Origin of the sequence: Rhodopirellula maiorica SM1 (assembly GCF_000346295.1) — a bacterium.
GTDB lineage: Bacteria > Planctomycetota > Planctomycetia > Pirellulales > Pirellulaceae > Novipirellula > Novipirellula maiorica.
The window spans coordinates 1-3494 of record NZ_ANOG01000864.1 but is presented as its reverse complement, the minus strand read 5'-3'; the positions used below and the strand labels follow the sequence as shown (position 1 = coordinate 3494).

The window sequence follows — 3494 nt, the reverse complement described above, 5'->3', positions numbered from 1 at the left end:
ACGGTGAGACGCATCTGTGTCTAGTGCGTTTGCGAAACGGTCATCTTGAAATGTGCCAGGGTGAGGTCGGGAAACCACGTCCTCTCGATTTTAATCGTAAAAGACGAGACGGTGCCAGTTTGGTTCTGTTCGAACGAATTGCCACTTCAGATGAGCTCAAATCGGGGGATGAGCAGTAACGTGCGTATGCGCCGGGGCGCGGGGTGGTCGCGGTTTGGTTGGCGTGACCGAAGCAGCACCTTCAAAACCAGGATCTGCCAGACAGACTTATGCAACGCGTTACTTGCCATTGACGTGATCAGTCCAGACTCGAAAATCTTCATTGCAACTGATACACTTGGACACGTCGACGTTGCGAGGAACCAGGTGATGCAACGGAGGGCGGGGGGCGTTTTCTCGTCAGCTTCCAAGTCGTCTGCCCGACCCCGCCGATTATTACCGTTCTAGCATTAAATTAATATCTCCAATGCCACTCAAATGTTCCCAATGCGGGATGACGATGCACGTCAGCGATGCAAAGCAGTGTTTGCTGTGTGGGGAACCTCTTCTCATTACACCTAGCGATCCGCGAAACAATAGTGAATTGCCGGCCCGCGAGAGTCCTCCTTCATCGTCGATGAGCTGCGTACAATGCGGGATGAAAACACACTCGAAGGGTGCGACGAAGTGCTTGTTGTGCGGAGAGCCGTTTCCTATTCCTTTGGTTGCATCGCGTCGCTTTTATGACGAACGTTCGACAAACCAGGGAACAGGCCAACAGGTTGTAGCTAATCGCTACTCAGGCAGCCCGAGGTTGCTCAAGCCACGCAGGTTGATCGCTGTCTTTACGGCGCTTCATGGCGTTGCCGGACTGCTTGGGGGGGCCGCTCTTCTTTCGATGGTTTTTCTTGACGTGGTTTCCACTTTGAACGTTTTGACGGTCGCACTGTTAATCACCGTGTTCATTGCGAGAGGCATGTGTGGTGCGGTTGGCGCGATCTTGTTGTGGAAAGGCGCACGACTGGGATATCAGCTGTCTGTCGTTTGCTGGCTATATCTTGTCACCGTCGGTTTAGCGGCGGTCGTCCAGATGCCCTATCTGGAATTTTCAGATCCGACGATGGCGCGGCACATTGGGTCAACGTTCGGTAAACTGTTATTCGGAATACCGTTTTTGTACGTGCTTGTAAGTGACTTATTTAGCAAACGGGGAGCCGGGGACCCGGGGAACGGTTTTAGGACGTAGCTAAGTCGGAAACGGCATGAAAATCCGTTGATGAGCCCCGTTGTCCGACCGCATTGAGGTCAATAGAGCATCGTTAAATTTGCCCATCGATCTCAACCGCATGTTCCAACGCGGCGCTGTTTACCTTGGAAATAATATCTAATCCGCGTCCTCGGTGAATTCGTCCGTTACGACTTGAAAGGATACATTTTCGATGCCATCAGGCGATGCCCAGCGAGCTTGGTTTCCAGCAATGCTGACCGAGCTAGAAAGCTTTTGGTCTAATATTCCAGACTGGAGTGAAGTCATCTCGTTTTGCGAGCGGATGACGTCGCTCCGATCTAACATTCGAGATCAATGAGGTGTTCGATCGCCGATGATGATGTGTCGGTCCTGCGGAGGCATATGAATATCGCCTTGTTAAAGGTCCGGCAAAAATATGGGGGGCAAAAAGATGCGGTAAAGGTTGGGGGTGGGCGATCCATCTTGAGCGTCGGTGTTCTCGCCATTTTCTAAACTCCAATGTTTCGGCCTGTTGTTCTATCTTAGGTGCCGCACGTTTAGATTGGACTTAGTGGCGCTGTATTTGGTGGCGCTGAAGTGGATTTCTGTCGTCTTGATGGGACTTGGAAAAGTACGGCCAAACTCAATGCCTCAGTCGCCTTCTTTCTGCGGTGAAGGTGGGCAAAATGATTGAAAACAAAACCTTCTCGATCTGAGAAATCATTTTGCCGAACCTACGCTAGTGATCGACAAAAGCAGCGCCCACCAAACATGCCTGTTCTTGCGCAAAATTTCGTTCTTCGTTCTTCGATTCTCTGCGTCAAAATTTTGAAGGATTTCGGTCACGTGCTGACACGATGCGCGGTCGGTGAGTTGGTGGTATACTGGTGGGCAGCAAGTCGATTCGGATTGGCCAAGTTGACTCATTGATCAAAAAGCCAGAACCATGCGCTGGTGGCGCGAACGGCGGTACTCACCGTTCTCAAAATCGAAACCTTAAGCAGCTAGGGCAGAGTCTTTCCTTCTATTGGCCGCTTTGGCGCTAGCCACGGTTCCGACATTCAACCGGGGTTCCTTCGACGGAGGTAATATACGTTACAAACCTTGTCGACACAGTTGGCAAGACCAATATCTTCATGGGCCTCTTTGTCTTTCGATATCGATCCCACAACCGATCGACTGAAGTCGATGGTCGACACGATACGACGTGAAGAGGTAACCTGCGCTGCACGCTATTCTCGACGCTGCTGTTCGTCAGATGATCTCATTTGTACAAAGTCGCTACGAATTCAAGCTGAGATTGCCTTATTGCGGCAAGAGGCAATGTTAAAGTCCAGGGCTGAAGCTTGCCAAAACGTTCATGCGGAAACATTACCACCTGTAAATCCCTTGCCACGGATTGGAACCCATATGACACCTCCGTTCTACTCAGTGAAGCGTTCAGACCATTGGAAATGGGACGGGCGATTCTCGTCTGACGAACTACTTGCGAAAATTCAAGACGAAGGCCTTGGTTCGGATTGGCACGTCGCACCTTTCGCGACCGACGAGTCCCCGGTTGATGCATGCGTTTTTGCGCGCGATCCCGACATCTTTGTTCGGAGGTTCGCTAGCCGCGAAGAAGCCGCTCGGCATCGAAAGGAAATCGCTAACAGTGTTGCACCGCCGCAACTGCTAATCTGGGGTCGACGTGGACTTTCTGCATTCTTCGCGTTCTTGCTTCTTGGCCGCGGAACAATAACAATCTTTTTCCCGCAACTACGTGGTGCGGGGCTGACCCCGATGGCCTGGATGCTCCTGGTTCCTGCCTGGACCATTGGCGGTATTAGCGTTTTCGCCTACGCAATCGGGGCTTGGCAGCATAAGAAGCAGGTTGCTATCGCGATCGGATCTGAAAGCACCCAAACGTGATGAGGTTGGCGAACCATGGTATGAGGCTTGTTGATTTAATCGAAATGCAAACCGCATTGGTGAGCCGTCAGAGAACGTCCGGCTTAGGGTGACTCTAACAACTCGCATTCGTTCTTCTTTTTTAAGGCCGGAGGCCGGTGCAATTCATGCCGGTGGTGTAAACACCGGTTTGGAATGCAGCAAATCCAAGGCCGGAGGCCGACACATTTACTCAGTCATTGTGTCGGCCTCCGGCCTTTGCAGCTCATTCGCTACATCCCGTGGCCTTACGGCCACGGCAGAGGATGTATCGGCCTCTGGCCTAAGCCGGACGTTCTCGTAAGGCACCGGGTACTGCGTGGAACCGGCCGCTCACGCGCGAGCGGCACACTAAATC

At 52.1% G+C, this 3494-nt stretch carries 1 protein-coding gene; it reads right to left on the bottom strand.

From position 1 onward, the window contains the following. Window positions 1-1363: 1363 nt before the first annotated feature. Window positions 1364-1552: a hypothetical protein gene (locus RMSM_RS27640; RefSeq protein ID WP_008704855.1), complete on the bottom strand. Its 189-nt coding sequence runs from the start codon at window positions 1550-1552 to the stop codon at window positions 1364-1366. Window positions 1553-3494 lie beyond the last annotated feature (1942 nt).